Source organism: Acidimicrobiales bacterium, assembly GCA_036270875.1.
Taxonomy (GTDB): domain Bacteria; phylum Actinomycetota; class Acidimicrobiia; order Acidimicrobiales; family AC-9; genus AC-9.
Genome location: DATBBR010000101.1, coordinates 1 through 24,908, shown reverse-complemented (window position 1 = coordinate 24,908; position 24,908 = coordinate 1). Strand labels below are relative to the sequence as shown.

Genomic DNA, 24,908 nt, shown 5'->3' with positions numbered 1-24,908 from the left:
ACGCTGCCAACATGGGTTGGACGGGGCGAAGGACCTGCAATCCGATCCGGGCCAGGCCCGGCTCGCCCTGCTCGAGGGCGACCGCGGCCACGCGGGAAAGATCGCCCGACAGCATCGCCGCCCTTCGAACGGTTGGGCCTGGTACGCCGGCCGCGGCCGCGATCGCATCGGCCATGACTCCTTCCAGGGCGCCGTGGCGCAGCTCACCCAGCAGCAGTCGGCGCAGGAAGTCGGCCTCTGGCTCGGTTGCCTGCCGGAAGAGGTCCTGCATCAGCCGCCGGCGGGTGCTGGCGCTGCCTGGTCCCGTCGCCTGTTGCAGGCGATCCAGGGTGTCGTCGACATCGCGGACCGTGAGCGAGGTTGCAGCGGCCGGAGCCACGCCGCTCGTCTGGCCCACGGCACTCCAGCCAACCCCTACCCGGCCCTGACGGGGCGCCCCGACCAGGAACCCGACGACAATGGCCGCCTCGTCGTGGGGGGTGCGACTGAGCAGCTCCGCCAGCGCCGTCACCTTCGTCGTTTTCGATCTCGTCGCGACCAGGTCGGCCGACGTCGTCACGAGGTCCGCGAGCTCCATCGCACACCAGGGTAAGAGCGCCTAGGGCCGCTCCATCGACTGCACGTCGAAGTAGATCGGCAGCAGGTACTTCACGTAGAAGGCGTGCACAGTCAGCTCGGGGTACACGAGGTCGTCATACTCCTGGATCTGGACGCGGTCGTCCTTGTCGCGGTAGCGCTTGCAGGCCTCGAGCAGACCGTCGACCTCGGCTCGGGTGTCCTGGAGCAGCCCGAGGTGGTCGAATCCCGGTGAGCTCATCGGCTTGCCGCTCTCGGCCAGCAGGATGAACTGGTCAGCGTCCGGCAGCAGAACGTGGCAGCGCTGGCCGACAACCTCGGTGTCGGCCGCCTTCCAGTCGAACACGGAGCCGTAGAAGGCGTCGATCTCCTGCCGAAAGTCATCGGTCAGCGTGCCTCGGGCGAACGTAAGCTCCATATGGTTGAACCGCATGAGCCCACGCTAGATCGGGCACCGGCGACTTCGCCACGCCCTTGCCCTGGCACCGTCGCGAGACGGTGCGTTGCTCAGGCGCGCGTCGCCTGTTTGACGAGTCGCTGACGCTGTCAACGGCACGCTGCCGCGCCGGGACCCCGATGCCGGTGGGGTGCCCTATCCAGCCGCTCGACGGCGATGGCTATCGACCTCGAGCCACTCCAACCAGGCGCCGTGCGCGCCGGCGTGGGCGAGGGTACGGGGCTGCTCGCCCGGCACTCCCAATGGCACGACGCCGTACCGGAAGGAGATGTCCTCGGCGGGGGTCGGCGTAGCCGGCTGCGGCAGCTGCGGGACGAGGCCGGTTCCCTCGCCCGACACCCACCAGAGCGGGCGCTCGCGCGCCAGCTCGCCCAGGAGCTGCACGAAGCGCGGCTGATCCGGCAGGTAGAAGAGAAACGCGGTGTGCACGATGCAGAGGGCGGTCTCGGGTGGCGCGCTCCGCACCACAGCAGGCAGCGACTCGAAGACGTCGCCCGTCACCAGTGTCGGCGGGTCGCGCCGAGCGACCGCCGCGGCGCGGTCGAAGAGCTCGATACGCCAGTGCTGCTCCGGCCAGATGCACGATCGCAGCCACCGGACAGCGTCGTCATCGGTGACGTCGACGGGCTGGCGATCGAGCCCCCTGCGCCACGGAACGGCAGGAAGCGACAGAGGAGGCACGCCTTCGCCGCGCAGGCGCGGGCTCAGCACCACCTCCGACTCCTCTGGACCCGTCTCGAGGCGGGGGCCGAAGACATAGCGGTACCGATCGAAGAGCAGGTTCAAGCCCGCGCTAGCACCCACCTCCACCACGGCGAGGGGCAGTCGGGCCGTCTCGGCCACGGTAGCCAGGCACGGGAGCAAGGCCGCGCAACGACCCACCTCGTTCGTCTGCACCACGCGCGTACCTGCGATCCGCTCGATGTCGGAACGACGGGAAAGGCACCAGGCGCGGAAGGATGAGTAGGGCTCGGACCCGAAGGCGGCGATGGGGTCGTTGCCCTCGTCCAGCAGCAGGTACTGGACGGCAGCAAAGAGGAGGTGGGGCAGACGGTCCCGGGGCGCTGCACGAAGGAGAAGCTCGAGAATCTCGGGGTCCTCGGCCGCCTCGCGAGCTAGTCGTTCATACAGGGGCGAGGCTCCTCGGTAGTCGATCTCGGCGAGAAGCCGGAAGACATCCGCGACAGCCTCGAGCTCGGCGTTGGCCATAGGCGCTCATCCTGCACCGTGTGAGACTCGAACGTCGACCCTCGCTCTCTCGACTGCGGCCACCTGCGCCACTGGGCAAGGCCCTGTCCACCCGGCCCCCGCCATTGCGTGCCGAGGTGCGGGAGCGAGTGCTGGCCTAGGGTCGTCTCGAGCCGTCATTGCCGGCGGCGGACGGGATGACGACGCGGTGACGAGGCGGAGCGGACGACGAGGGCTGCTGGAGAGGGCAGGCGCGCTCGCCGCGATCATGACGCTGATCGGTCTGACCGTCGCGTCGTGCGGAGGCGGCGGGTCGGGGTCCCAGGCCGACCAGCCGATCTTCCCGGGCGGGTGCCCCGCCGTCAACCAGTCAGCCGGGGGCGGGAGCGGCGCCGTCAGTCGGGTGCCGATCAAGGTGATCAAACAGGGATCGGCGGCGATCGCCTTGGCGCCGGTGTGTGTCGCCGGGCAGGGTCCATACGCGTTCGTGGTCGACAGCGGCGCCGGTTCGTCGGCGTTCGGCTCGCAGCTGGTCAAGTCACTCCATCTCCCGTCCAACGGCCCGACCCAGACGGTGACCGGTGCCAACTGCACGACGAACGAGACACCGGTCAGCGGCCCGAGTTGGTCCCTGGGCAACGTGGCGCTGTCGCCCCAAACCGTCTCCAACATCGACATCCCCGGCTTCGGGCTTCGGGACGCTCCGTCCGGGCTGCTCGGATCCGACGTGCTCGGGCGGTTCGGCGCCATCCAGCTCGACTACGAGCACCAGTCCCTCGCCCTCCCCGGTCCGGAGGGCCCGGCGCCAGGGCCCGACACCAACGTCCACGGGCCGACCTCGGTCCCGATCCCCCCCGGCATCGGCCTGGCCTCGCCATCGATGACCGTCCCTCTCATCGTCGCCCAGGCCGAAGGCGAGACGCTGCCCCTCGTTCCGGTGCGAATCCGCGATCAAGGCCCGTTCAACTTCATCCTCGACACCGGCTCATCGGTGTCGTCCGTGGACCCGCAGCTGGTCAGCTCGGTCGGCCTACCGCAAACGGGCAAGCGTCAGCGGGTCTCAGGCATCGGCTGCCGGGAAGAGGCGCAGGAGGTCCAGAGCGGCTCGTGGTCGGCGGGAACCGTCCCACTGCACTCGCAACCGCTACAGACGATCTCCGTTCCGGGTGCCAACGGTGAGATCAACGGCCTGCTGGGCTCCGACGTCCTGCACGGGTTCGGCGCCGCAGTGATCGCGTACTCGGCGGGGACGCTGGTCGTCGCCGCCCATTAGCGCTGCCGATGGCGGTCGATGAAGTCGAGGATGCGACGCCACGCGTCAGCGCAGGCGTCGGCGTGCTCGGCGAAGCTCCGATCGAAGAAGCTGTGCGGCGCGTCCGGGTACACGTGCAGCTCGGCTTCGACTCCGCCAGCGCGTACCTGCTCGGCGAACTTCTCGACGTCTGCGACCGGCGTGAAGTCCTGTCCGGCCGCGAGCAGCAGCAGCGGAGCCTTCATGTCTCCGATCCGGTCGGCGACGCGCGCCGGCATGCCGTAGAAGCCGACGCAGCCGCTGAGGTCCAGCCCGGCGGCCGATTGAGCCCAGGAAAGGGCGCCGCCCATGCAGAAGCCGACCGTGAAGACCGACTGGACGGTGCCGTTGGAGAGGGACCGGAGCCAGTGGCTGGCTGACGCGACGTCCTCGCTGACCGTCTGGGGCTCGAGCTGGTCCACGTGCTCGCGCCACGAAAAGTCGTCGCCGCGAGGACCGATGCCCGCTGTGCGGCCGAAGTAATCGATGGCGACGCTGTGCAGTCCCGCTTCGGCGAAGCGGCGGGCCAGCTCCTTGTAGAAGTCGTGCAGTCCCCGCACGTCGGGCATGACCACCATGCCTGCGTTCGAGGGCGCATCCGGGTGCGCGTAGTAGGCGGCGAGCCCGGTCCCGTCGGCCGAGCGCAGGACGAGGTCTCCGTGGTCAGCAGCGCCCCCGCGCACGGGCGGAAGCGGCGGTCGGGCATCATCACCGAAGCACATGACGCCAGTCTCGCGCTGACGCTGGACCCCCTTTCGACGAACTAGAGGCCGCTCGGGAAGTGGTAGGGCTGAGGAGGCACCACGGTGCCCACATCGAGCTGGATCACCTGGTGGGCGTCGAGCGGGATCGATCGCGGATCTCCCTGGAAGGGCGAACCGTTGACGAATGCCGTCACCGGGCCCGAGGCCGGCCCAACCTGAGTGGCCGACAGGGGTTGGCCCCAGAGGTCGAAGAACTGGCCGAGCGTGTAGGTCCGCTGAGTTGGCGACTCGATGTGGATGACCCCGCTGAGGTCGTGGACGTGGATCCAGTAGAAGCAGTCACCCTGCGCGACGAAGGGCCCCGCTGATGTCTGCTCCGCCACGGGTTGCTTGATCCCGATGCCGTACGGGATCAGCGCGGGCTGGCCGTTCACGTACACCGCCAGGTGGGCGTGGATGTGGTAGGCGAGCTGCTCGCCGGCGTTGCAGGCCACCCCGTCCACGGGGTTGCCGTCGGGCCCGTTGCCCAGGGCGGCGAGGAGCTGGCCGCTGGGGCCGCCCGGGGATGCCGAAGACGTCGAGGACGTCGAGGACGTCGCCGAGCCCGAGGACCGGGACGCCGATCCCCCGCACGCCGCCGCAACGAGCACCACGAAGAGCACAACCAGGCCGATCCGGCTGCGACCGCGGCCTCTCAGCGGGCTCTGAGCATCGGGCGGGTGCACGTCGCATGGTAGGCAACCTCACGCACTGACGGCGCTCACCTCCCTCGTTGCCTCGGACGGGCGCGCCCCGAGTGTCGCGACCTGTCGGGCGCCGGCGGCGCCACCTCCAGAGGACCGGCCATGTACCGGTCGATCGTGGGACCGACCCACTGGGCCACCTCGGCCGGCTCGGCCGAGGCGAGGGGCTCGAGACGGAGGACGTAGCGCTGGAACGCCACGCCGACGAGCTGAGAACCGATCAGTGCCCGTCGAACGAGCCAGTCGGGATCGTCGGGGTCCCGGGCGACCTGGGACCAGATGCGGTCGATGAGGAACTGCTTGAAGCTCTCAGCCGCCCGGGGCGAGGAGGAGATGGCCTGCATCAGGGAGAGGAAGGAATTGGCCCGCCCCTCCGGAGGCTCCTCGTCCCAATAGCGAAGGAACCGGTCCACGAGGGCCGTGCCCCGGGAGCCCGTTGCCCGGTCCACCTCGTCCCGGATCTCCCGGAAGTCCCTCGGCAGCCCCGTCACCTCGACGAACAGGGCGGCCTTTCCGTCGAAGTAGTGGTGGACCAGCGCAGGGTCGACACCGGCCCGCTGGGCGATTCCCCTGAGGCTGGCTTGGGCGTATCCCTCCGAGGCGAACGCGGCATCGGCAGCGGCCACGATCTGTGACCGCGTGTCCGACTTCCCCGGGCGACGCCCCCTGGGCGTCGGAGAAGAGGTTTCATCGGTGGGGAATTCTGTGCTAGAACTCACTGCCGATGAATTCTAACGGCGTTTGGCCTCCCAGGCGGCGACCGGGTCGGGGTCACAATCCGGGTCCGATCAGGGTCATCCCCCATAGCGACGGTCAGCCCGACACCCGAGGATTGACGCAGAGGAGCGACGACCGATGATTCCCACCGACACCGGCCGTCGATACGGACGCTCGCTCTTCGACCATTGGTTGCCGACGCCACTCGGCGCGCGCAGGACGGGAGGTAACGGTGAAATCTGAGCTCGACCGGGCGACTCCCGCGACGTCCCAGGTCAACGACAGCGCCTTGGGCCGACTCGGCCGGTGGTGCTACGACCGCCGGCGACTGGTCCTCGTCCTGTGGGTCGCGGGCCTCATCGCTCTGACGATCGTCGCTCAGGCGGCCCCCGGCCAGTTCACTGACCGCTTCGGCTCCGGACACTCGGAGTCGGACCGGGTCCAGACCATCCTCCAGCAGGCGTTCCCGGCGCGTGCCGGCGACACGGGCGACGTCGTGTTCCAGACCTCCCAGCCCGTCACCTCTCCGGCCAGCCAGGCCGCCATCGCCCGGGTGATCAGCCAGCTACAGCCCCTCCCCCACGTGTCGGGCGTCCGGAGCCCGTTCTCGCCGGGAGCCGGGAACCAGATCTCGGCCAACGGCCACATCGCCTACGCCGAGGTGCAGTTCGACACGCAGACGCCCGACCTGCCCAAGAGCGCGGCTCAGAAGGTCGTGGACACCGCCCGGGCGTCCGCCGCACCGGGGTTCAACGTGCAGCTCGGGGGCCCGCCCATCGAGAAGGCCGTGACAGCCCAGCCCGGGGCGAGCGAGGGCGTCGGGATCCTGGCCGCCATCATCATCATGCTCATCGCCTTCGGTTCGGTGATCGCCATGGGTCTGCCCATCCTGATCGCCCTGTTCGGGATCGGCGCCGGGGTGGCGATCATCGACGTGATCAGCCACGCGGTGACGGTGCCGTCGTTCGGCACCCAGCTGGCGGGCATGATCGGCCTCGGCGTGGGCATCGACTACGCCCTGCTCGTCGTCACCCGCCACCGCCGGGCGCTCGCTGACGGCATGTCCCCGCGCGACTCGGTGGCGCTCTCCCTGGCAACGTCAGGCCGGGCCGTGCTCTTCGCCGGCAGCACGGTGGTGATCTCGCTCCTCGGACTGCTCGTCATGAACCTGCCGTTCATGTACGGGCTGTCCTTCGGGGCGATCGCCGCCGTCGCCCTGGTGATGATCGGGACGCTCACCCTCCTGCCGGCCATGCTGGGTTTCGCCGGTCTCGCCATCGATCGCCTCCGGGTCCCGACCCGGCGGCGGCGCGGTCCCCAACGGCCGCCTGTCTCGTTCCGTTGGAGCCGTGTCGTGCAGCGGCGGCCCTGGCCGGCGGCCCTCGCCGCCCTCGCCACCCTGGTGGTGCTCGCGGTCCCGCTGTTCTCCATGAACCTGGCCTTCACCGACGCCGGCAACGGCCCGCCGTCGCTCACCACCACCCAGGCCTACGACCTCCTGGCCGAGGGGTTCGGTCCCGGCGCCAACGGGCCTCTGGTGCTGGCAGCCCAGATGCCAGGAGCGGCCGGCCGGCCCACCGTGGACCGGCTGGCTACCCAGCTGCGGGCCACGCCGGGCGTGGCCCAGGTCGCCCCGCCAGCGTTCAACGCGGCCGACAACACCGCCGTGATCACGGTCATCCCCACCACGTCGCCGCAGGACAAGGCCACCCAGTCGCTCGTGCATCGCATCCGCGACAGCGTGGTGCCGTCGGTGACGAGCGGCAGCGGGGTCAGGGTCCTGGTCGGCGGGGTCACGGCTGCCGCCGTCGACGCCGCCAACTACATGAGCGGCCGACTGCCCTGGGTCATCGGCGGAGTGGTCGTGGTGTCCTTCCTCCTTCTCATGGCCGTGTTCCGGTCGCTCGTCATCCCGCTCAAGGCCGCGGTGATGAACCTGCTGTCGGTGGGTGCCGCCTTCGGCGTGATCGTGGCCGTGTTCCAGTGGGGCTGGCTGGGATCGCTGGTCGGGATCAGCAGGACCGGACCCATCGACCCGTGGATCCCGCTCATGCTCTTCACGATCCTGTTCGGGCTGTCCATGGACTACGAGGTCTTCCTGTTGTCGCGCATCCGAGAGGAGTGGCGGCGCACCGGTGACAACGCCACTGCGGTGGCGGACGGGCTGGCGAAGACAGCTCGGGTCATCACGGCGGCGGCCGCCATCATGGTCTGCGTCTTCGGGTCGTTCGTCATCGGCGACGTGCGGGTGCTGAAGGTCTTCGGTCTTGGCCTGGCCGTCGCCGTCTTCATCGACGCCACGATCGTCCGCATGGTTCTCGTCCCAGCGGTGATGGAGCTTCTCGGGAAGGCCAACTGGTGGTTCCCGCGGAGCCTGGATCGCATCGTTCCCCGTCTGGGCGTGGAGGTCGACGTCGACGACTACGAGCCCAGCCGGCCGCTGGCGCCGACCTCGCCCCGCGATGGTGACCCGGTGCTGACGGGTTAGGGGGACCTAGACGCGCAGCGGCGGGATGCCGCCCTCGGAGTCGGGCAGCTGGGTCGCCGGCAGCTGCGCCTCGCGCTGGCGGGTCGTGCTGTGCACCGGGTCCTTGTCGTACTCGGGGATGACGTGGCGTCCGAACGTCTCCAGCGCCTCGGTGCAGACCTCGATGGGCATGGTTGTCGAAAGCATCCCGAACACCAGCTGGTCGGCCCCGATGTCGGCATACCCCTTGACCGACCGCTTCACCTCGTCCGGAGTGCCGACGCAGACCAGCCCCCGCTCGATCTGACGGTCGAGCCCCTCGGGGGTGGGCTCGGGGATCAGGTCGGGCCACTCGGGGACGCCAGCAGGCTTCGGGAAGGTGTCGAGATAGTGGAAGACGAGACTCGTCTGGTAGCTGGAGTCCATGTTGCAGGCGATGTCGCGCGCCCTGCGCCCGTCCTCCAGGCACAGCATCTGGCTGGTGACCATGACGTTGTCGTTGACGTACTCGCCGACCGGATCGGCCTGCTGGATGGTCTTCTTGTAGATCTCGATGAGCGGCGCCAGCGAGTCGGGCGATCCCATGGCGAAGCACAGGACACCGAGCCCCATCCGCGCCGCCTTCTCGAAGGTGCTCGGGTTCCCGGCCGCCACCCACATCGGAGGGTGGGGCTTGGTGTAGGGCTTGGGGAGCACGTGACGAGGAGGCATCGAGAAGAACCGTCCCTCGTGGCTGTACTCGCCGTCGCGCCACATGTGCTTGAACTGGGGGATGACCTCGTCGAACATCTCCTTGGTCAGATCGGGATCGAGGATGCCGAAGCCCCGTTGTTCGGTCGTGGACGAACCCCGCCCGGTGCCGAACTCGAACCGGCCGCCGCTCAGGTGGTCGATCATGGCCACCCGCTCGGCCACCCGGGCAGGGTGGTTCACGGGTGGGGTGATGTTGAAGATGCCCGTGCCGAGGTGGATCCGCTCGGTGACCGCAGCCACGTGGGCCAGGAACGCCTCGTTGGCCGACATGTGCGAGTACTCCCTGAGGAAGTGGTGCTCGGTCGCCCAGGTGTACTTGAAACCGGAGCGGTCGGCCGCCTTCACGTACTCCACCTCGTCCATCAGCCGCCGATGCTCGGCGTTCTTCGGGTCCTTGTCGGTGAGTTGGTGCGGAAGGTAGAGGCTGTTGAAGATTCCGAACTCCATGGTGTGGTCAGCTCCTCTCGTCGGTCGCGGTCGACGTCACATCCGGGCGATGACGTCGGTCGCGAACTTCTCGGTGGCGGCGATCCTGGCGTCCAGGCTCGAACGAGGATCGGCGCCGGATGGCTCCTGGGCGAACATCCACGGCGCGCACAGCAGGTCTGTCACGCCCGCATCCTCCATGCTGAGGTACAGGTCGCGGTCGGGCGGCGCCATGAGGGCCATGTAGACGGTGTAGGGCTCGCCATCGCGGCCGGCGACCTTCAGGTGGTCCTGGAGGCGGCCCAGGTGATGACGGGCCTCGTCGGGCGTGTAGGCGCTGGCGCACAGCCAGCCGTCACAGCGTGTCGCCGCCCGGCGCAGCGCGGGCTCGCTGTGGCCGCCGCCGTAGATCGGGATGGGCGCGGTCGGCGCCGGGTTCATCTGGAGCGGCGCCACGTCGTAGTGGGGACCGTGGTACTCGACCCAGCCTCCGCCCCAGAGCGCCCGGAGGGCGGGGATCATGTCGTCGAGGCGGCGTCCCCGGTCGTCGAACGACTGCCCGGTGGCCTCGAACTCCTCGCGGCACCAGCCCGCGCCCACGCCGAGCCGCACCCGGTTGCCCGAGATCACCGCCGCCGTGGACACCAGCTTGGCCACCGTGAGCAGGTCGCGAGCCGGCGCGACGTACACACCGGTCGTGAGCTCGAGGTCTGTCGTGATGGCGGCGAGAGCGGAGATCAGGCACCAGGGATCGGGCCAGTGGGTCTCGGGCGACCACACGGGCGACCCGTCGTCGTGCGGCGAGTAGGTGTACCGGGACCGCAGCTCGCGGGGATAGAAGATGTGGTCGGAGACGTAGACGCCGGCGTAGCCCATGGCGTCCGCGGCCCGCCCCAGCTCGAGCACCTGGTCGGTCGGCAGGAAGGCGACTGCCTGGTGGAACCTCACGCCCGCACCTCGGCCGTGCTCCAGGCGCCGGCGATCTCGTCCACCGGGGCCCGGGTCGCGAGCAGAGCGAGGGTGTTCTCCATCACGGCGTCGGCGTACGCACGGGGGACGCCGGCCACGGCGTCGGTCGCGACCACGACCTGGTAGCCGAGGTTGACGGCCTCGATGCACAGCCCGGGGATGGCGAGGTTGACCGAGACACCCGTGGCGACCACGGTGGTCACGCCGAGACCGCGCAGCGTGGCATCGAGCGAGGTCCCGGTGAACGGAGAGACGCCGTGCCTGCGCGGCGCGACGAGGTCCAGGTCGTCGAGACCGATCTCGGGAACAACCTCGGTCGACGGTGTGCCCGCCCGCATGTGACCGGGCCGGCGCGCCCAGAAGGCGATGAGCGGACTGTTGATGGGAGTGCCGGCCAGGTCGGGGCGAAATTCAGCCGTGCAGTGCACGACCCGGACGCCCGCGCCACGGGCCGCGGCGACCAGACGCGCCGTGCTCTCGATGGTCCCGGCCGCGGCGACCTCGGCGACGAGGCTGTCCATCATGGAGAGGTCGCCCACCACGCCGCGTTGCATCTCCATGGTCAGGACGGCCGTGTGACCCGGCTCCACTAGCGCCGGCTTCATGCCGACCGGCCCCGACGCAGCGAGCGGTCGCTGTCGCGCAGGAGGAGGCGGGCGGCGATCTCGAGCTCCGATCCCATGTTCTGCACGTCGCTGCGCCCGTTCATCCAGCTGAGGAGGGACGAGAACCACACGTGCTCGAGGATGCGGATGATGTCGGCGACCTGCGCCGGCTCGGGCTCGCCGATGGCCCGGCGGATGATCCGCTCCATGGTGGCGTCGAGGTCGTGCTGGCACGTGACCGCCCCCGGGTCGAGGGAGGAGATGGCGCTCGCCATGGCCGCCATCATCCGGGGCTGGCGCTCGATGCCCCGCACCGCCCGCCGCAGCACGTCGACCACGCGGTCGACCGAGGTCGCCCCGCGGGGCGGTGCCTGGGCCAGTCGGCCCTCCAGCGCCAGGGCCCACCCGGCCAGGGCCGCCGCCAGCACGTGGTCCTTGGACGAGAAGTACCGGTACACGGTGCCCATGGCGACCTGGGCCCGCGCCGCCACGTCGCGCATCTGGACCGCGTCGTACCCACCCTCGGCCCCGAGGGCCATGGCCGCGTCGATGACCCGCTGGCGACGCGCCGCCTGGGCGCCAGTGAGGGTGACGTCAGCCATCGTCCGCCCTAGCCGGACCCCACCGGCTCGTTGGCCAAGAGCGAGCCGAGGTGACGCAGCTGGGCGGTCGCGCCGCCGAGGCTGAGCTCGAGCTGCTTGGCCCACAGAAAGTAACGATGGAGCGGATAGTCGCGGTCCACCCCCAGCCCGCCGTGCAGGTGCTGGGCGGCGTGCACGACGCGCTGGCCGCCGTCGGCGGCCCAGAACTTGGCCACCGCCACCTCCTCGGCCGCGGGCAGCCCCGAGGAGAGCCGCCAGGCGGCGTGCAGGGCGGTGAGCCGGACGGCCTCGGTGTCGATGTACGCGTCGGCGGCCCGTTGCCCGACCGCCTGGAACGAGGCGATGGGGCGCCCGAACTGCTCGCGGGTCCTCGTGTACTCGGCTGTGAGCCGGAGCGCCTCCTCGCACACGCCGACCGCCACCGCGCAGTGGGCCACGGTCGCCCGCTCGAGCAGCCAGTCGAGCACCGGGCCGCCGCCGTGGGGATCTCCGAGCACGTCCTCGGCCGCCACCGCCGCGCCAGCCAGCTCCAGGCGCTGCTCGGGCTGGCCGCTCGTCGTCTGCTGATCGTCGGCCTGCACACCGTCGCCCGCCGGGTCGAGCAGAAACAGGCCCACGGAGTCCTCCCCGGTGGCCGCCGGCACCAGCACCCGTCCGGCCCCGTGGGCCGCAGGCACGCACACCTTCACCCCGTCGAGGCGCCAGACGGCGCCGTCGCGCCGGGCAGTGGTGACGGGCCGGGTCGGCTCGGTGCCGACCTCGACCAGAGCTGCGGTGAGGACCAGATCGCCGGCGACGACCGGGGGAAGGTACCGCTGGCGCTGCTCGAGCGTCCCGTGCGCAGCGATGGGCAGGGCGCCCAGGACCAGGGTAGGCAGGACGGGGACGGGCGCCACCGTGCGGCCCACCTGCTCCAGAAGCAGGAACAGCTCGACGAAGCCGAGCCCGCTGCCCCCCGCGTCCTCGGGCAGCCCGATCCCGAGGAGGTTGGCTCGGGCCAGCTCGGCCCAGAGTCGCCGGTCGATGCGTTCGGCGCCGGCCTCCACCTCCTTCAGGCGCTCCTGGCTGAGATGGCCCTCCAGGATCTGCTTGGCCAGGTCCCGGACGGCCTCCTGCTCGTCGTTGAGGGCGAAGTCCATCGTGCTCCTATCGGGACTTGGGCAAGCCGAGGCCGAACATGGCGATCAGCTCCCGCTGGATCTCGTTGGTGCCCCCGCCGAAGGTCAGGATGAGCAGGCCGCGGTAGAGCTGCTCGAGGCGCGAGGAGAGCACCGACTCGGGCGAGCCGCGCTTCAGGTAACCCACCTGCCCGACGATCTCGAAGAGCAGCTTGAAGGCCTCGAGGTAGAACTCGGTGCCGAAGACCTTGATGGACGAGGCGTCGGCCACATCCAGGCGGTCCTGGGTAGCCGTCCAGGCGACCTTCCAGTTCATGAGCTTCAAGAACTCGAGGCGGGCGTGGACTCTGGCCAGGTTGATCTGCACCCACTCCTGGTCGACGACCCGGCGGCCATCCGCGAGCTTGGTCTCCTGGGCCCACCGTCGCACCTCGGCGAGGTTGCGCTCGACGATGCCCGGCGAGCACAGGGTGACCCGCTCGTGGTTGAGCTGGCTGGTGATGAGCTTCCAGCCGCCGTTCTCCTCGCCGACCAGGTTGGTCGCCGGGATCCGGACGTCCTCGTAGAAGGTGTAGTTCGTGTTCTGCTCGCCCATGAGCTGCATGGGCTGAACCTTGAAACCCGGCGTGTCGGTCGGGATGATGAAGATCGAGATGCCCTTGTGCTTGGGCACCTCGGGATTGGTGCGGGCGGCCAGCCACACGTAGTCGGCGCCGGTCGCCAGGCTGGTGAAGATCTTCTGCCCGTTGATGACGTACTCGTCCCCGTCGCGCACGGCCTTGGTCTGGAGCGAGGCCAGGTCGGTCCCGGCGCCGGGCTCCGTATAGCCGATCGAGAAGTGGATCTCACCGCCGAGGATCCTCGGCAGGAACCGCTGGCGCAGCTCGTCGGAGCCGAAGTTCATGAGCGTGGGGCCCACCGTGTTGATGGTGAGCATCGGCACCGGCGCGCCGGCTCGCATCGATTCGTCGAAGAAGACGAACTGCTCGATCGCCGATCGCCCCTGCCCCCCGTACTCCTCGGGCCAGCCGATGCCGAGCCAGCCGTCGGTGCCCATCTGCCGGACGACCCGGCGAACGGTGGGACCGACCCCTTCGCTGCGGGAGAGCTCCTCCTCGACGTTGCGGGTCAGGAGCCGGCCGTAGTACTCACGCAGCTCCTGGCGCAGGGCTTCCTGCTCGGGCGTGTAGCCGATGTACACCGCGGTCTCCCATCTAGAACCTGTTTCACTCTAGCGGATGGGAAGAGTGCGGGTCAGTGCCGGGGAGGCTTGCGCCCGGTGACGCTCCAGTACAGGAGGGACGCCTGGCTCTCGATGAGACCGGCAGTGCGGATGCCCCAGAACTCGAACCCGTAGCGGTGGCTGGCCACCTGCCCCAACATGGCGACGATCGACCCCGCCATGGCCATGGAGTCGGCCGCCGGGGACCGGCCCTCCTGGCGACTGGTCTCGATGACGTCGGCGATAGCGACGGTGACACCGTTCAGCGCTCTGGTCCTCATCCCCCGAAAGCGCAGGTCCCCCTCCTCGGTGGCGAGGTCCACGACGCGGAAGACCGAGCGATGGCGCTCCCAGTAGTCCATGAAGGCCTGCACGAACCCCACCGCCGTGTCCCAGCCCCGGTCGCCCTTCCACTGGCCGTGCACGAGCGCTGCCAGCGACCCCACCTCCTCGCCGAGCTCCTCGGCCAGGACCAGGATGACCTGCTCCACGTTGGCGAAGTACTGGTAGAAGGTGGCCGGCGAGGTCCCGGCGGCGCTGGCGATGTCGATCACCTTGATGTCCCGCCACGAGGTGGTGCCGAGCAGATCGGCCGTGCAGTCGATCAGCCGGCGCCGCGTCGCCTGACCGCGGCGACCGGGCACCCGCCCGTCAGTCGCCCGCAGGTCGGTGGCCGACGGATCCGGGGGCGATTCCTGCGACGGGGGCTGCGATGAGCCCTGCTCGGCCATCGGCGCCATCTGTCGAGGATACTCCCCGGTAACCACGCCCCCCTTGGTCGGGCTACTGGATGACGGCGCCGCCGTCGACGGCGAGAGCATGGCCGACCACGAACGACGCCTCGTCCGTGCACAGCCACACCACGGCGGCGGCGATCTCGCTCGGGGTTCCCAGCCGCCCGATGGGGGCGCTGCGCGCCATCATCTTCTCCATCGCGGGGTCACCACCCATGAACGCCTCGAGCATCGGCGTGCGGGTGCTGCCCGGGCACACGGCGTTGATCCGGATCCCGGACTTCACGTACTCGAGGGCCGTGGCCTTTGTGAGCCCAACGACGCCGTGCTTGCTGGCCACGTAGGCGGGGAGGCCTGCGAACCCCATCAGCCCGGCGCCAGAAGACGTGTTGACGATGGCTCCGCCCCCCTGGTCGACCATGGCCGGGATCTCGTGCTTCATGCACAGGAAGACGCTCCGCAGGTTGAGCGCCAGCACCCGGTCCCACTCCTCCTCGGGATAGTCGGCAGTGAACGCGGTGGCGCCCGAGGTGCCGGCGTTGTTGTGGGCGCAGTCGAGCCGTCCGTTGCCGGCGACGACGTCCGCAACCATGGCGGCGACCTCGTCCGACCTGGTCACGTCGTAGGAGACGGAGCGGGCCGTGCCCCCGGCGTCGGTGACGGCGTGGACGGTCTCGGCCCCTCCGGCCTGGTCCACGTCGGCGACGACGACCGTCGCCCCCTCGTCGGCAAAGGCGAGGGCGGACGCGCGGCCGATGCCGGACCCGCCCCCGGTGACGAGAGCGACCTTTCCCTCCAGGCGCGATCCCATCTTCTAGCTCGACAACCGTTGTCGGAGCTCGTGCTTGAGCGTCTTGCCCGTCGGGTTGCGGGGTACGACGTCGATCAGCTCCAGCTGCTCGGGTGCCTTCTGGATCGCCAGGCCTTGGCCGGTGAGGAAGGCGACGATCTCCCCGAGCTCGAGGGGCTCGGATCCCTCCTTCGCCGCGACCACCGCACAGCAGCGCTCGCCGAGCGCGGGATCGGGCAGGCCGATGACCGCCACGTCCGCGACCTTCGGATGCTGGTAGAGGAGGTCCTCGACCTCCTTGGCGCTGATGTTCTCGCCCTTGCGGATGATCACGTCCTTCAGCCGCCCGGTGATGGCCACGAAGCCCTCCTCGTCGACGACACCGAGGTCTCCGGTCCGGAAGAACCCGTGCTCGTCGAGGGCCTCGGCGTCGAGGCTGGCGTCGACGTAGCCCCGAAAGAGCTGGGGCCCCTTGACCCGAAGCTCGCCCTCCTGGCCGGTGCCGACGGGGACGCCGTCGGTGCTCACGACCTCGAGCTGCACACCGGGTGAGGCGCGACCCTCGGTGTTGGCGAGCTTGTCGTCGGGATCACCCACTGCGGCCATTGACAAGATCGGGCACTCGGTGAGCCCGTAACCCGACACGATGCCCACCCCACCGAGCTCGGCCTTGAGGTCGTAGTGCAGCTGGGGTGGCTTGGGGGCCCCGCCGCCCGGAAAGGCCCGCACCAGGGGGAAGATCGGCTTTCCCGGCTGCCGGCGCTGGGCGTCGAGGTAGGCGAGGTGGAAGGGCGTGCCCGATCCGGCCAGGGTCACGTCCTCGCGCGACAGCACCTCGATCGTCTCGGTGGGATCGAAGCGCTCGACACACACGTTGGCGGCGCCGGTCATGAGGCTGGAGAAGAGCCAGGTGATCCCCCCGATGTGCGTGAACGGGAAGACCAGGGCGCTGCGGTCCTCCGGGGCGAGGTCCAGGGCCACGTTCATGGCCACGGCGGCGGCGGCGATGGTGGCGTCGGTGTGCCGGGCGCCCTTGGGATCGGCGGTGGTGCCCGAGGTGTAGAACACCCACGCCGTCGGCAGGGCCGCCGGCGAGCCCGGCACCGGCGCCGGCGGGGGCAGGAGGGACGGATCGGCATCGGGCAGGGCCCGGTCGACCACGAGCACCTCGAGGTCGTCGCGGTCAGCGGCGATCGAAGCGGCCATGGCCTGGAAGTCGAAGCCGCGCCACACTGGCGGCACGACGAGCAGGCGGGCGCCGGTCTGGGCGGTCATGAAGCGCAGCTCTCGATCCCGGTAGATCGGGAGCACAGGATTTTGCACCGCGCCCAGGCGGGAGAGGGCGGCGACGAGCACGAGGGACTCGATCCAGGTCGGGAGCTGCCACGACACGCCGACGCCTTCGGCGACTCCGAGGGCGGACAGACCGGCAGCGGTGCGTTCGGCGGCGCGGTGGTAGTCGCCGAAGCTGATCCGGCGGCCAGACTCGTCCACCGCCATCAGGTCGTCGGGCGTCTCGCGGGCGCGGCGCTCGATCAGCGCCCACATGGTGCCGTCCGTGAAGCTGCTCCCGTCGTGCGGGCTCGGGCTCATCTGTCGCGACCCCCTACTTGACGGCCACCGGGTTGACCGGCGAGCCCACGGCATTGGTGAAGGGCTGGGGCGAGGCCTCCAGCAGGAACTCGTGCACGCCGTCGGCGGCACAGTCCTCGGCCAGCTCGTCGAGCACCCAGTTCTGGCCCTGGGTCATGCCCATCTCGACCAGGTGCAGCAGGTGGACGGGCAGGATCGCGGCGTCGTCCTCGCCCGGCCACACCTCGAAGGTGAGCGTGTCGGTCGCCACGGCGGCGACGTCGCGGTCGCGAAACCATTCGACCGTCATCGTCGACAGACCCGGCGCCGGCGCCCCGTAGCCGGCCTTGTCCCCGCTGGCCAGCAGAGCCATCTGCCCGGTGCGGACCAGGACCACGTCTCCGGGTCCGACCTCGAGCCCGGCACGAGCCTCGGCGGCATCGAGATCCGAGGCGGTGACGGCGTAGCCCCCATCCAGCCGATCGGTTCCCAACGTCCGGGCCACGTCCAGGAGCACACCCCGGCTGACCAGCGTCCTGATCTTGTGGATCCCGCATACCGACGCCCCGAAGGCGGTGATGCTCGCCGCCGAGTTGCCGTTGTAAAGGCGACCCTCGTAGCTGACGTGCCCCAGTCCGTCCCAGTGCGTCGCGCATTGCAGCCCCATCACGACCATGTCGTCGCTCGAGCAGAAGTCCGCCGGGTCGCCCGTGAGCGGCGTGTTGATCTGCACCATGGCCCGCACGGGGTTGAGGCGGCCGGGCAGGAGCCCGGTCTGGATTCCCTCGGTCTCCGACAGGGGGAGTGCCAACGAGAAGCTCCGCCCCGTCCGCACGCAGGCGGCCGCCCGCCTGCGCACCTCGGGCGTGATCAGGTTGATGGTGCCGATCTCGTCGTCGGACCCCCACCGCCCCCAGTTGTTGACCTTCTTGGCCAGGCGGTGGAACGGCTCGGGGTACGCCATCAGGGAATGAGCACGCCTCGAGCCACCTTGCCGTCGGCCATGTCCGAGAACACCGTCTCGACCTCGTCGAGGGGATAGGTCCGCGTCACCAGCTCGTCCAGCTTGAACCGGCCCTGCCGGTAGAGGTCGACGACGATCGGGACGTCGACATGGGGTCGGGCGGATCCGTAGCGCGAGCCGAGGATGCCGCGGTCGATGTGGGTCAGGCTGGCCACCCGGAAGGACGCCTCGGCCGTGGGCGGCGGGACGCCGATGATCACGCAGTTCCCGCCCCACGCCAGGATGTCGATGGCCTGGCGGAGGACCGCAGGGTGACCGACGCACTCGAACGAGTGGTCGACGCCGTCGGGGACGATGTCCTTGATCGCGGTCACGGCGTCGCCCGCGCGCGCGTCCACGAAGTCGGTGGCCCCGAAGTCGCGGGCGATCCCCTCCTTGGCCGGGTTGGCGTCGACAGCGACGATGCGCACCGCGCCCGCGATCCACGCCGCCTGCACGGCGTTGAGCCCGATGCCGCCGACCCCGAACACGGCCACCGTGTCACCGCGGCCGACCTTGGCCCGGTTCCAGACGGCGCCGGCACCGGTCAGCACCCCGCAGCCGATGAGGGAGGCCGCCTCGAGGGGCACCGACGGGTCGATCACCACGGCCTGGCTCTCCTTGACCACCGTGTGCTCGGCGAAAACCGAGGTGTTGGCGAACATGTAGGCGGGCTCGCCCTTGTAGGTAAAGGGCTGGGACGTCTTGCCGAAGGTGTCGCGACAATGGGTCGGAAAGCCGCTCTCGCAGGCGTCGCACTGGCCGCAGTGGCCGAGGGTCACGAGCACGACGTGGTCCCCAGGCTTCACCTTGGTGACGCTCGATCCCACCTCCTCGACGACTCCGGCGCCCTCGTGGCCCATGACGAGCGGCGTGGGGAAGGGAATGGTGCCGTCGATGACGCTGACGTCGCTGTGGCACACGCCGGCGGCGGCGATGCGGACACGCACCTCGTTGGCACCGGGCGCCCGGGCCTCGAGGTCCTCGGTCACGTCGATCTTGCCGTTCCAGACGACGCCTCTCACGCTGCCTCCCTCTCGCTCAGCCCGGCCAGATGACGCTCTGCAGCTCGCTGTAGGCGTGCAGACCGAAGTCACCGCCGTCGCGGCCCACGCCGCTCATCTTGAAGCCGCCGAAGGGCGCTTCCAGGTTGCGCTGGGCCGTGTTGATGCCCACGTGGCCCGCCCGCAGCTGCTTGGAGACCCGGAAGGCGCGCGCCGTGTCCTTCGAGTACACGTAGTCGTAGAGCCCGTAGTCGCTGTCGTTGGCCAGGGCGACGGCCTCGTCCTCACTGTCCACGGGAACCACCGCCACGACGGGCCCGAAGATCTCCTCCCGGGCCACCCGCATGTCGTTGCTGCACTCGGCGAAGAGTGTGGGCTCGACGTAGAACCCCCGCTCCGGGGCAGCCGGCCGGCCCCCGCCGGCGACCAATTTCGCCCCCTCCTCGACCCCGAGGCGGATGTAGTCCTCGACCCGCTGGCGGTGGGCGCCCGAGATGAGCGGCCCCACGATGGTGTCGCGCTCCAGCGGGTCCCCGATCTTGAGCGCACCGGCAAAGCCGGCCAGGCGCTCGACGACCTCGTCGTAGACGGCCCGGTGGACGATGGCCCGGGTCGGCGCCGTGCAGATCTGGCCCGAGTGGAAGGCGAACGTGCTCCCGATGGCCGAGACGGCGCCGCCGACGTCGGCGTCGTCGAGCACCACGCAGGCGCCCTTGCCGCCCAGCTCGAGCAGGAGTCGCTTCATGGTGCGGGCCCCGGCCTCGGCGATCCGGACGCCGACCCCTGTGCTGCCCGTGAAGCTCACCATGTCCACGTCGGGCGACTCCACCAGGGCCGCAGCGGGTTCGGGGCCTTTGCTGTTCACGAGGTTGACCACTCCGGGCGGCACCCCGACCTCCTCGAGGATCCGCACCAGCTCGATCACCCCGAAGGGATCCTGGGGCGCCGGCTTGATCACGACGGTGTTCCCCATGGCCAGGGCCGGCGCCACCTTGCCCGCCATGTTGCCAATGGGAAAGTTGTAGGGCGTGATGCAGGCCACGACGCCCACCGGCTGGCGCAGCGCCGTGGCACCGATGACGCCGCCGGGCGCCAGCGGGGTGGCCTCGGTGATCTTGGGCGCCAGGGGGAGGCTGTGGTCCTGGAGGGCGCCCCGCGCGTAGCGCTCGAAGCGGTCGGCGCAGACCGGCACTTGGAGCTTGGAGCCCACGCTGATGGTGGCGCCGGTCTCGGCGATGAGAAGGGGCAGGAGCTCGTCGGCCCGCTTGCGCACGAGCTCGGCGGCGGCGAGCAGCAGCGCCGAGCGCTCGGCGGGGGTGGTGCGCGACCAGGCGCCGAAGGCCTCCCGGGCGGCGGCGGCCGCCGCCGAGGCATCGGCCGCGGTCGCCTCGGGGGCCAGGCCGATCGGTTCCTCGGTGGCCGGGTTCACGATCTCGTACGGCGACCCGGAGGCGTCGACCCACTTCCCGCCGATGAAGAGGCGGCGCTCGTCGTGACCAGTGACCGTCGGCGTCATGCCGGGTAGGTTATCTGACACACCGTCGGAAGCGAGCTGGGACCGGAGGGCGCGACAACCATGGAGTTCGGGATCTTCGTCCAGGCTCACCTGCCTCGACGCCGCGTCGAGGCCGACCCCGACGCCGAGCACCACGCCATCATGAACGAGATCGAGCTGGTCAAGGCGGCCGACCGGGCGGGGTGGAAGTACGTGTGGGTCACCGAGCACCACTTCCTCGACGAGTACTCCCACATGTCGGCCAATGAGGTCTACCTGGGCCATCTCGCCGCGGTGACCGAGCGGATCCACCTCGGGTCGGGCATCTTCAACCTCAACCCGCAGGTGAACCACCCCGTCAGGGTCGCCGAGCGGGTGGCCATGCTGGACCACCTGAGCGACGGGCGCTTCGAGTTCGGCACCGGCCGGGGCGCGGGGAGCCGGGAGGTGACCGGCTTCGGCATCGAGAGCACGGCGGTGACCAAGGAGGTCTTCGACGAGGTCATCCCCGAGTTCCTCCGCATGTGGAACGAGACCGAGTACCACCACCAGGGCAAGGCGTTCTCGGTTCCCAATCGCAACGTGTTGCCGAAGCCGTGGCGCCGGCCGCATCCACCGATGTGGATGGCCGCTGGCAACCCGCCGACCTACGAGAAGGCCGCCCGCCTCGGCCTCGGCGTCCTCGGCTTCAACACCTCGGCCATCAGCGCCATGGCGCCGATGGTGCAGGCCTACAAGGACGCCATCGGGGACGCCGAGCCCGTCGGCGCCTATGTGAACGACAACGTGATGATCACCAACGGGGTGGTGTGCCTGGAGGATGGTCGCAAGGCGCGCCAGGTCGTCCAGGACATGGGCATCTCCTACCTCCAGAGCCTCGTCTTCCGCTACCACGACACCTTCCCCAAGCCCCAGGAGGTGCCCGACTGGCCGGTGGTGCTGCCCGAGCCCACTCCGGAAGACGTCGATCTCCGCATCAACGAGGGCTACATGCTCTGCGGCGACCCGGACGAGGTGCTCGCGCAGGTCCGGCGCTACGAGAGCGTCGGGGCCGACCAGCTCGTCTTCGGGCTGCCGATCGACATGCCGATGAGCGCCGCCCTGGAGACCATCCGGCTGTTCGGGGATCACATCATTCCCAAGCTCGACGGCGACCCGGTGCACCGCTCCACCCGCTTCCGGGACGCCGCCGCGGCCCGGTCAGGGTCGCGCTAGCCGCCGCAGCTCGTACTTGAGCACCTTGCCGCTCGCGTTGAGCGGCAGCGATTCCACGATCTCCACGCGGCGGGGCACCTTGTAGTTCGCCATCACCTGGCGGCACCACTCGATGACCTCGCCCGGGGTCAGCTCCTCGCCCGACCGCGGGATCACGAAGGCCACGCCGACCTCGCCCATTCGCTCGTCGGGGACGCCCACCACCGCTGCCTGCGCCACCTTGGCGTTGCCGAGCAGGATGTTCTCGATCTCTGCCGGGTAGGCGTTGAAGCCACCGACGATGAACATGTCCTTCTTGCGATCGGTGATGCGCAGATAGCCGCGTTTGTCCATGACCGCGACGTCGCCGGTATGCAGCCAGCCGTCGGCGTCGATCGTGGCGGCGGTCTCCTCGGGCTCGTCGAAGTACCCCCTCATGACGTTGTAGCCGCGGACGACGACCTCGCCCGGCTCACCCGTCGGGACCTCGGCGCCGGAGTCGTCGACGACGCGGACCTCGGTGTCCGGGATGGCGCGCCCGGAGGTGGTGGCGATGGTCTCGGGGTCGTCGTCGTAGCGGCACATGCTGACCGTGCCCGTCGACTCGGTGAGGCCGTAACCGGTGATGATGGTGCGGAACGTGAGCTCGTTGCGCATGCGACGGATCATCTCCACCGGCACCGCGGCAGCGCCGGTGACGGCCAGGCGCAACGACGAGAGGTCGTAGTGCCCCCGGTCGGGGTGATCGAGGATCGACTGGTAGAGCGTGGGCGGCCCCGGGAGCATGGAGATGCGCTCCTCGGACACGCGCCGCAGCACGGTCGGCACGTCGAACACGGCGTGAGGCACGACCGTGGCGCCGACGATGAAGGACGCGAGGAATCCCGCCTTGTAGCCAAAGGTATGGAAGAAGGGGTTGACGATCAGGTAGCGGTCCCCGCGTGTCAGGCCCACGATCTCGGCCCAGGCTCGGAACACCCGCAGGGTCTGGGCGTGGGTGACCATCGCTCCCTTGGGCCGACCGGTGGTGCCGGAGGTGAAGATGATGTCCGACAGGTCGTCGGGCCCGACCGCGGCCATCCGGTGGTCGACGTCGGCCGCATGCACCTTGTCGCCCCCGCTCAGGTAGTCCGGCCACGACAGGGTGCCCTGAGGAGCATCACCCCGCAGCACGACGATGGCGTCGAGCGTTGACTCCTCTGTCGCCTGGCGCAGCATGTCCACGTAGTCGACGCCGAGGAAGCCCGACACCGTGAAGAGGACGCGGGCCCCGCTCTTGGCGAGGACGTAGGCCGCCTCTGATCCCTTGAAGCGCGTGTTCAGCGGCACCAGGACGCCGCCGGCTGACAGGACGCCCAGGGCGGCGACCACCCACTCGGTGAGGTTGGGCGCCCAGATGGCGACCCGGTCGCCCGGACCGACCCCGACCGCCATGGCCGCCGCGGCCGACCGGTGCACGGCCGGCGCCAGCTCGGCGTAGGTCAGCCGGGTCGTCTCGTCGACGAGCGCCTCGACGTCGGTGTGGCGCTCGGCCGAGGCGGCGACCAGGGCCGGGACGGTGAGGGGCGGCCGATCCCCGTCGCTGCTCACGGGATCAGGACAGCTCGCGCTCGAGCAGCGCGACCAGCTCGACGATCTCCGCCGCGCAGCCGTGGAAGTCCTCCACCTCTCCCCCGGCCGGGTCGTCCACGTCCTCCCAGGCCTCGAGCTCGACCTCGTCGAGGCGGAGGGCATCCAATCGCTCCTGGAGCGTCCCCGGCCGACCGGGCAGATCTCGGCACAGCCGGCGCAGGGTCGCCGTGCGGGGGGCGGCCGCAGGGTGCCGGCGCCGAACGTGCTCGACGTGCTCGCGGGCCAGGCCCACGACGAGGTCGGCATCGTCCAGGTCGCGCTGGCGGATCTGCCGGCTGCGGTGCCCCTCGGCGGCCAGGCCCACGCCTTCGAGCGCCGACCGGGTGCGCCAGCTCATGGGCTGGCCCTCGACCACGTGCGTGCCCGCTGTGGTGATCCGCGCCGAGCCCGATCGGGCCAGCGCCGCGCCCGCCATCACCGAGCGGGCCGCGTTGCCCGTGCACAGGAACACGACGTGCTGCCGGTCGCCCTCCGGGCCCGGCAGATCGGCCTCCACGCCCTGCTGCAACTCGTCGCGCAACCTGCCTCCCTCGCGTCCTGGAGGCATGTTAGGTGAGCGCGCGACCGCCCCGGTCAGCGAGCTCCGGGGCCCGACTGGGTGGGTCCGGCGGACTTCAATGTCAGGCCCGGGGGGACCACGACCGACGGCAACGGATTGGCGAGCTCCTCCAGCGCCGGGTTCACGAAGGCGGCCAGCCGGGTGGCGCCCGCCAGAGAGAAGTGAACGCCGTCGTCACCGAAGTCGCTCGGGACGACCTGGCTCGCCAGGTCGAAGATGTTCACCGAGTGCGCCGAGGCAAAGGTCTGGTACAAGGCGTTGAGGTCGGCCAGCCTGCTGGCGTCGTTGTAGGTGGGATGCGGGTACGCGGCGTCAGGCGTGTGGTGGTACTGCGGGACCGTGGCGACCACGACCTGCGCCCCCCGCGAGCTGAGCATGCTCGTCATCTGGGTCAGCTGGTCGTCGTAATAGGACTGCCACTCGGGAGTCCCGACTCGGAGCCAACGCCCATTGAGCAGGTGATCGGCTGTGTCCAAGGGCCCGAAGAGCATCAGCACGACCTTGGGACGCCACTGGTCGAGCTGTGGCGGCCACTTCGTCCTCCAGTCGCAGTTTGGCGAATAGGGAAAGTCGCCCTTCGCCGACCCCGAGGCGTTGTCGCCCGAGTAACCCATGATGATCGTGCAGGCGAGCCGGCCCGCGTCGTGGACAGCAAGGCCTGCGCTGATCCCAGGTCCCTCGAGCCCGCTGACCAAGCTGATCGCGGTGCTGTCGCCGACCACCATCACGCTGGACAGCTCCGGCGCCGTCGAGGCAGGCGGCGCCGATGCCGTGTCCGGTGAGGCCCGAAGGAAGCTCGCCGCGGGTGTGGTCGAGGTGGTGGCGGCGGGGACGGCGGCGAACACCAGGGCCGCGGCCAGGACCGGGACCAGGCAGAACGCGACCGGCAGGACGTGGTGAATCCAGAACCGCCGCACGGGTCGGTCTCCTGGGTCGCCCACAGGGCGGGAAGAAGAGTTTCGACGGGATGACAGGATCAAGCAGGATTTTACTTAATCCTGGCCATCCTGTTATCCCGTCGAAACTCTTCCGGCTTCACTTCGCTTTCGTCAACCACTCCGGCATCGCCTGGAGCTTCCCGGCGCGG

The 24,908-nt window shown here is 70.0% G+C and carries 24 protein-coding genes; 3 read left to right on the top strand and 21 right to left on the bottom strand.

Translation table 11 applies throughout. The features are described 5' to 3' along the window. The 3 genes from VH112_11295 to VH112_11285 all read right to left on the bottom strand — a co-directional run. On the bottom strand, positions 1 to 577 hold a 577-nt coding region (locus tag VH112_11295), incomplete at its 3' end, for a hypothetical protein (protein HEX4540819.1). Between the two features lie 21 nt (positions 578 to 598). Next, positions 599 to 1,009: a hypothetical protein gene (locus VH112_11290; GenBank protein ID HEX4540818.1), complete on the bottom strand. Its 411-nt coding sequence runs from the start codon at positions 1,007 to 1,009 to the stop codon at positions 599 to 601. Between the two features lie 159 nt (positions 1,010 to 1,168). Beyond that, positions 1,169 to 2,242 (bottom strand): DUF2332 domain-containing protein, encoded by a 1,074-nt coding sequence (locus tag VH112_11285; protein HEX4540817.1) that lies wholly within the window; start codon positions 2,240 to 2,242, stop codon positions 1,169 to 1,171. A gap of 187 nt (positions 2,243 to 2,429) precedes the next feature. Between VH112_11285 and VH112_11280 the strand changes: the two genes are divergently transcribed. Further along, positions 2,430 to 3,494 carry an aspartyl protease family protein gene (locus VH112_11280; protein ID HEX4540816.1) on the top strand — a complete coding sequence of 355 codons (1,065 nt, stop codon included), beginning with the start codon at positions 2,430 to 2,432 and terminating at the stop codon, positions 3,492 to 3,494. Here the strand turns inward: VH112_11280 and VH112_11275 are convergent. Genes VH112_11275 through VH112_11265 form a run of 3 tightly spaced genes read right to left on the bottom strand, consistent with a single transcriptional unit; the run spans position 3,491 to position 5,585 of the window. Next, complete coding sequence (locus VH112_11275) at positions 3,491 to 4,234, bottom strand: dienelactone hydrolase family protein (protein HEX4540815.1); 744 nt, start codon at positions 4,232 to 4,234, stop codon at positions 3,491 to 3,493. The genes VH112_11280 and VH112_11275 overlap by 4 nt on opposite strands. Before the next feature lie 41 nt (positions 4,235 to 4,275). After that, complete coding sequence (locus VH112_11270) at positions 4,276 to 4,941, bottom strand: hypothetical protein (protein ID HEX4540814.1); 666 nt, start codon at positions 4,939 to 4,941, stop codon at positions 4,276 to 4,278. A gap of 35 nt (positions 4,942 to 4,976) precedes the next feature. Then, complete coding sequence (locus tag VH112_11265) at positions 4,977 to 5,585, bottom strand: TetR family transcriptional regulator (protein HEX4540813.1); 609 nt, start codon at positions 5,583 to 5,585, stop codon at positions 4,977 to 4,979. A 323-nt stretch (positions 5,586 to 5,908) separates the two neighbouring features. Here VH112_11265 and VH112_11260 point away from each other — a divergent pair, with 323 nt between their 5' ends. Further along, positions 5,909 to 8,164, top strand: coding sequence for an MMPL family transporter (locus tag VH112_11260; protein HEX4540812.1), 2,256 nt, complete (start codon positions 5,909 to 5,911; stop codon positions 8,162 to 8,164). Positions 8,165 to 8,170: 6 nt separating this feature from the next. Here VH112_11260 and VH112_11255 read toward each other — a convergent pair whose 3' ends face one another. From VH112_11255 to VH112_11200, 12 genes are read right to left on the bottom strand one after another with little or no spacing between them, the layout of a single operon-like run. Next, positions 8,171 to 9,343, bottom strand: a complete 1,173-nt coding sequence (locus VH112_11255) for an LLM class flavin-dependent oxidoreductase (GenBank protein ID HEX4540811.1) — start codon at positions 9,341 to 9,343, stop codon at positions 8,171 to 8,173. A 36-nt stretch (positions 9,344 to 9,379) separates the two neighbouring features. Beyond that, on the bottom strand, positions 9,380 to 10,270 hold the full coding sequence (locus VH112_11250) for a TIGR03619 family F420-dependent LLM class oxidoreductase (protein ID HEX4540810.1): 891 nt from the start codon (positions 10,268 to 10,270) through the stop codon (positions 9,380 to 9,382). Further along, a complete protein-coding gene (locus VH112_11245) occupies positions 10,267 to 10,896 on the bottom strand; it encodes a cysteine hydrolase (GenBank protein HEX4540809.1) in 630 nt (209 codons plus the stop codon). The genes VH112_11250 and VH112_11245 overlap by 4 nt, the downstream gene beginning before the upstream one ends. Then, positions 10,893 to 11,498, bottom strand: coding sequence for a TetR family transcriptional regulator (locus tag VH112_11240; protein HEX4540808.1), 606 nt, complete (start codon positions 11,496 to 11,498; stop codon positions 10,893 to 10,895). The genes VH112_11245 and VH112_11240 overlap by 4 nt, the downstream gene beginning before the upstream one ends. A gap of 8 nt (positions 11,499 to 11,506) precedes the next feature. Further along, a complete protein-coding gene (locus VH112_11235) occupies positions 11,507 to 12,637 on the bottom strand; it encodes an acyl-CoA dehydrogenase family protein (protein HEX4540807.1) in 1,131 nt (376 codons plus the stop codon). A gap of 7 nt (positions 12,638 to 12,644) precedes the next feature. Further along, the gene (locus tag VH112_11230; protein HEX4540806.1) at positions 12,645 to 13,817 is read right to left on the bottom strand and encodes an acyl-CoA dehydrogenase family protein; all 1,173 of its coding nucleotides are present in this window, start codon (positions 13,815 to 13,817) and stop codon (positions 12,645 to 12,647) included. Between the two features lie 53 nt (positions 13,818 to 13,870). Next, on the bottom strand, positions 13,871 to 14,578 hold the full coding sequence (locus VH112_11225; protein ID HEX4540805.1) for a TetR family transcriptional regulator: 708 nt from the start codon (positions 14,576 to 14,578) through the stop codon (positions 13,871 to 13,873). Between the two features lie 43 nt (positions 14,579 to 14,621). After that, complete coding sequence (locus VH112_11220; protein HEX4540804.1) at positions 14,622 to 15,383, bottom strand: glucose 1-dehydrogenase; 762 nt, start codon at positions 15,381 to 15,383, stop codon at positions 14,622 to 14,624. A gap of 3 nt (positions 15,384 to 15,386) precedes the next feature. Next, a complete protein-coding gene (locus tag VH112_11215; protein HEX4540803.1) occupies positions 15,387 to 16,955 on the bottom strand; it encodes an AMP-binding protein in 1,569 nt (522 codons plus the stop codon). Between the two features lie 13 nt (positions 16,956 to 16,968). Then, positions 16,969 to 17,898 carry a cyclase family protein gene (locus tag VH112_11210; protein ID HEX4540802.1) on the bottom strand — a complete coding sequence of 310 codons (930 nt, stop codon included), beginning with the start codon at positions 17,896 to 17,898 and terminating at the stop codon, positions 16,969 to 16,971. Then, positions 17,898 to 18,962 carry a Zn-dependent alcohol dehydrogenase gene (locus tag VH112_11205; protein ID HEX4540801.1) on the bottom strand — a complete coding sequence of 355 codons (1,065 nt, stop codon included), beginning with the start codon at positions 18,960 to 18,962 and terminating at the stop codon, positions 17,898 to 17,900. The genes VH112_11210 and VH112_11205 overlap by 1 nt, the downstream gene beginning before the upstream one ends. Before the next feature lie 16 nt (positions 18,963 to 18,978). Next, on the bottom strand, positions 18,979 to 20,457 hold the full coding sequence (locus tag VH112_11200; protein HEX4540800.1) for an aldehyde dehydrogenase family protein: 1,479 nt from the start codon (positions 20,455 to 20,457) through the stop codon (positions 18,979 to 18,981). Positions 20,458 to 20,517: 60 nt separating this feature from the next. Here VH112_11200 and VH112_11195 point away from each other — a divergent pair, with 60 nt between their 5' ends. Next, positions 20,518 to 21,651: an LLM class flavin-dependent oxidoreductase gene (locus VH112_11195; protein ID HEX4540799.1), complete on the top strand. Its 1,134-nt coding sequence runs from the start codon at positions 20,518 to 20,520 to the stop codon at positions 21,649 to 21,651. Here VH112_11195 and VH112_11190 read toward each other — a convergent pair. The 3 genes from VH112_11190 to VH112_11180 are packed head-to-tail and all read right to left on the bottom strand — an operon-like array spanning position 21,637 to position 24,738. Then, complete coding sequence (locus VH112_11190; GenBank protein HEX4540798.1) at positions 21,637 to 23,220, bottom strand: FadD3 family acyl-CoA ligase; 1,584 nt, start codon at positions 23,218 to 23,220, stop codon at positions 21,637 to 21,639. The two genes, VH112_11195 and VH112_11190, sit on opposite strands and share 15 nt — an antisense overlap. Positions 23,221 to 23,224: 4 nt before the next feature. Then, on the bottom strand, positions 23,225 to 23,782 hold the full coding sequence (locus tag VH112_11185; protein HEX4540797.1) for a hypothetical protein: 558 nt from the start codon (positions 23,780 to 23,782) through the stop codon (positions 23,225 to 23,227). Positions 23,783 to 23,835: 53 nt separating this feature from the next. Then, on the bottom strand, positions 23,836 to 24,738 hold the full coding sequence (locus VH112_11180; protein HEX4540796.1) for a GDSL-type esterase/lipase family protein: 903 nt from the start codon (positions 24,736 to 24,738) through the stop codon (positions 23,836 to 23,838). Between the last annotated feature and the right edge of the window lie 170 nt (positions 24,739 to 24,908).